Here is a 3,363-nt window from a genome sequence, read left to right on the forward strand (position 1 = left end):
GCGACCTCTACCTCGTCTTCCCGAGCGCCGGGGCCCGGCTGAGCGGGGTGCGGTTCAGTCCGGTGGGCTGAGCGGTCCGGCCGCCAGGTGCGCGCACACCGCCGCGACGGTGGTGACGTCGGCGTACTTGGCGGCCAGGTCGTAGAGGTTGGCGTCGTGCACCGCCGGGCTGCGGTCACCGCAGGCGTCGGCGGCCACGATCGGGCGGAAGCCGTGCTGCATCGCGTCGGTGGCACTGGCCCGGACACAGCCGGAGGTCGAGACGCCGGCGATCACCGTGGTGTCGACCCCGGCGGCGGTGAGGGTCGCCGCCAGCGAGGTGCCGAAGAAGGCGGACGCGTACTGCTTGGCCACGACGACCTCGCCCGGGCGGGGTTCGAGGCCGGGGACGAACTGGCCGAGCTCTCCGGCGCCCTCGGCGAGCACCGCCAGACCGGGCACCTTGCGGACGAACAGGCCACCGTCGGCCAGCCCGGCGGTGTACCGCACCCGGGTGTGCACCACCAGCAGCCCGGCGTCGCGCGCCGCGGCCAGCAGCACCGCGCACCCGTCGACGGCGGTGCGGGAGCCCCGGTCGAACGGGCTCCCGGCGGTGAAGTAGGCCCGCATCATGTCGATCACGAGCAGGGCGGGGCGCCGGCCCCAGCCCAGCTCGCCACCGAACGCGGCGCTCACGTCAGGCCCACACGGGACGGGTCGGCGCGGGCAGGCCGGTCTCCTCCTGGCACCGGGCCAGGATCTCGTCCAGGCCGGGACCCATGTCGAACACCGGCAGCTCGCGCGGACGCTCGGCGCGCAGCCGGATCCGCAGGGCCTCGGTGGCCGCCCCGTCCGGCGTACCGGTGTCGTCGACGACCACGCCGTAGCGCCGCGCACCCTCGCTGGTGACCAGGCCGCGCCGGACCTCGAGGGCGACCAGGTCCGCGTCGCGGGCCAGCGGGTCGCCCCAGCCGCCACCACCCCAGGTGACGAAGTGCAGCACGTCGCCCGGGCCGACCGGCACGTCGTGGCACTTGCTCGGCAGGATCTCCCGGGTGCCGTCGGCCCGGTCGATCCACTTGCGGCCCCGGGCGCCCGGCTCGCCGCCGTTGACGCCCCACGGGTACATCAGCCAGCGGTCGTCGTGGATGGCGATGGTCCCGGGCTCGAGGAAGTGGTACGCGACGTCGACACCGTTGCCGCCGCGATGCAGCCCCGCGCCCCCGGTGTCGGCGATCGTCTCCCACTTCTCGATCCGCAGCGGGTAGTACGACTCCAGGAACTCGCACGGGATGTTGACGAAGCTGGGCCACAACGAGTGCCCGTCCGGGCCGTCACCCAGCGGCCGGCCGGGGATGCCGCCGAAGCCGATCGAGTACAGCTGGAACCACTCCCCCTTGCGGTCGCCGCCGGAGTAGTTCCCGGAGTACATGAAGTGCGGCGACGAGGAAAAGCCGGCCGCGTTGAGCAGCGCCGGATTGGTCTGCCCGAGCAGGCCGCCGAACAGGTCGAAGACCCGGCCGATGCCGTGGTTGCGGGCGTTGAGGGCGGCCGGATGCTTCGGCTTCCAGTACGAGCCGTCCGGGATGGTCACGTCGACCAGCGGATAGAAGCCGTCGTTCCAGAGGATCTGTGGGTCGGCCACGGTGATCATGTAGATGCCGAAGAACATCCGGGCCAGGTTCTCGTTCAGGTAGTAGTTGATCGGGCCCCGGGCCTGCGGCGACGAGCCGGTGAAGTCCAGGTGCACCTTGTCGCCGGTGCGGGTCAGCGACAGCTTCAGCTCGTACGGGCCGTAACCCACACCGTCGTCGCAGATGTAGTCGGTGAACGACAGCGTCCGGCCCTCTTGGAAGACGAGGTGCAGCAGGGCCTTCATCGCGTCGTGGTTGCGCTGCAACAGGGCGTCCAGCGCCGACAGGTACGTGTCCACCCCGAACCGGGCGCACATCTCCTGCACCCGGCGCGCGGCCGTCCGGCAGGCGGCGACCAGCCCGTTGAGGTCGGCGCGGTTCCAGTCCGGCACCCGCACCTGGTTGAGGATGATCCGCAGCGCGTCCTCGTTGACCCGGCCGGCGTCGTACAGCTTGAACGGCGGGATCACCACGCCTTCCTCGTAGATGGTCCGCGCGTCGGTGGGCATGGACGACGGGGTCTTGCCGCCGACGTCCGACATGTGCCCGAACATCGACGCCCAGCCGACCACCCGGCCCTCGACGAAGATCGGCAGCACCACCAGCCAGTCGTTGGCGTGGCTGATCGCGGCGCCGCACGCGTACGGGTCGGAGGTGAGCAGGATGTCGCCCTCGCCGATGTCACCGTCGAAGCCGGCCAGGAAGTCCGGGATGGACAGGCCGAACTGGCCCACCACCATCTTCCCGGCCGGGTCGGCGATCAGCGGGAACTCGTCGTGCTGCTCGCGGATGCCGGGCGAGAGCGCGGTCCGGAACAGCACCTCGTCCATCTCGTACCGGGCGTTGCGCAACCCGTTCTCGACCAGGTCGAGGGTGACCGGGTCGACCTCGACCCGCGGGACCGGGGTGCTGTTCGGTTCGACGATGCGCGCCATCTCAGGCCTCCGTAACGCTGGGACGGATGAGCAGACTGCCGGCGGCGTCGGCGGTGGCGGTGTGCCCGGGCAGCACCAGGGTGGTGGAGTCCATCTCGACCACGATCGCCGGGCCGGGGACCACGTCACCGGCGCGCAGTTTGAGCCGGTCGTAGAGCCCGGCGTCGACGTAGGCGCCGTCGACGTAGATCCGGGTGTCACCGCTGCGGGCGGCCGAGACGTCGCCGTCGCCGGGCTCGAGCCGGATCGGGGCCACCCGCGGCCGGGGGCCGGTGACGGTGGCGCGCGCGTTCACCAGCTCGTGCCCGGCGGGCAGGGTGAAGGAGAACAGCCGCTCGTGCTCGGCGTCGAAGCGCCGGGCGAGCTGCTCGCAGCCGTCGGCCGCGGCCAGCAGATCGGCGTCGAAAGTGACCGCGAGCTCGTTGCCCTGCCCGACGAAGCGCAGATCGGCCGAGTACGTCGTGGTGTGCCCGGCGACCGGGATGCCCTGGTCGGCCAGCCGCTGCGACGCGGCCGCGGCCAGTTCGCCGAAGACGATCCGCAGCTCCCCGGCGTCCAGCTCGTCGAGCTTGCGCAGCACCGTACGGGCGGACTCGTCGCGCGCGGACGTGGTGGCGTCGCCGAGCGCGCACAGCACACCGGGCGACGGCGGCACGATCACCGGCCAGGCCCCGGTCAACCGGCCCAGCGCGTTGGCGTGCAGCGGCCCGGCCCCACCGAAGGCGACCAGGGCGAAGTCGCGCGGGTCGAAACCCTGCTGCACGCTGACCAGGCGCAGGGAGGCTCCATGTCTCGTGCACATGTCCGCGCGGTTC

Annotated in this window: 3 protein-coding genes; all 3 read right to left on the minus strand. The window is 72.2% G+C overall.

Annotation, left to right across the window (positions count from 1 at the left end; genetic code table 11):
* Nucleotides 1-54: 54 nt before the first annotated feature.
* Nucleotides 55-675: an isochorismatase family protein gene (locus tag AB0C29_RS39550; RefSeq protein WP_360831847.1), complete on the minus strand. Its 621-nt coding sequence runs from the start codon at nucleotides 673-675 to the stop codon at nucleotides 55-57.
* A gap of 1 nt (nucleotide 676) precedes the next feature.
* Nucleotides 677-2,548: a hydantoinase B/oxoprolinase family protein gene (locus AB0C29_RS39555; protein ID WP_360831849.1), complete on the minus strand. Its 1,872-nt coding sequence runs from the start codon at nucleotides 2,546-2,548 to the stop codon at nucleotides 677-679.
* 1 nt (nucleotide 2,549) lies between these two features.
* On the minus strand, nucleotides 2,550-3,363 hold an 814-nt coding region (locus AB0C29_RS39560), incomplete at its 5' end, for a hydantoinase/oxoprolinase family protein (RefSeq protein WP_360831851.1).

The organism is Actinoplanes sp. NPDC048791 (assembly GCF_040650095.1).
In the GTDB taxonomy this organism is placed as follows: domain Bacteria; phylum Actinomycetota; class Actinomycetes; order Mycobacteriales; family Micromonosporaceae; genus Actinoplanes.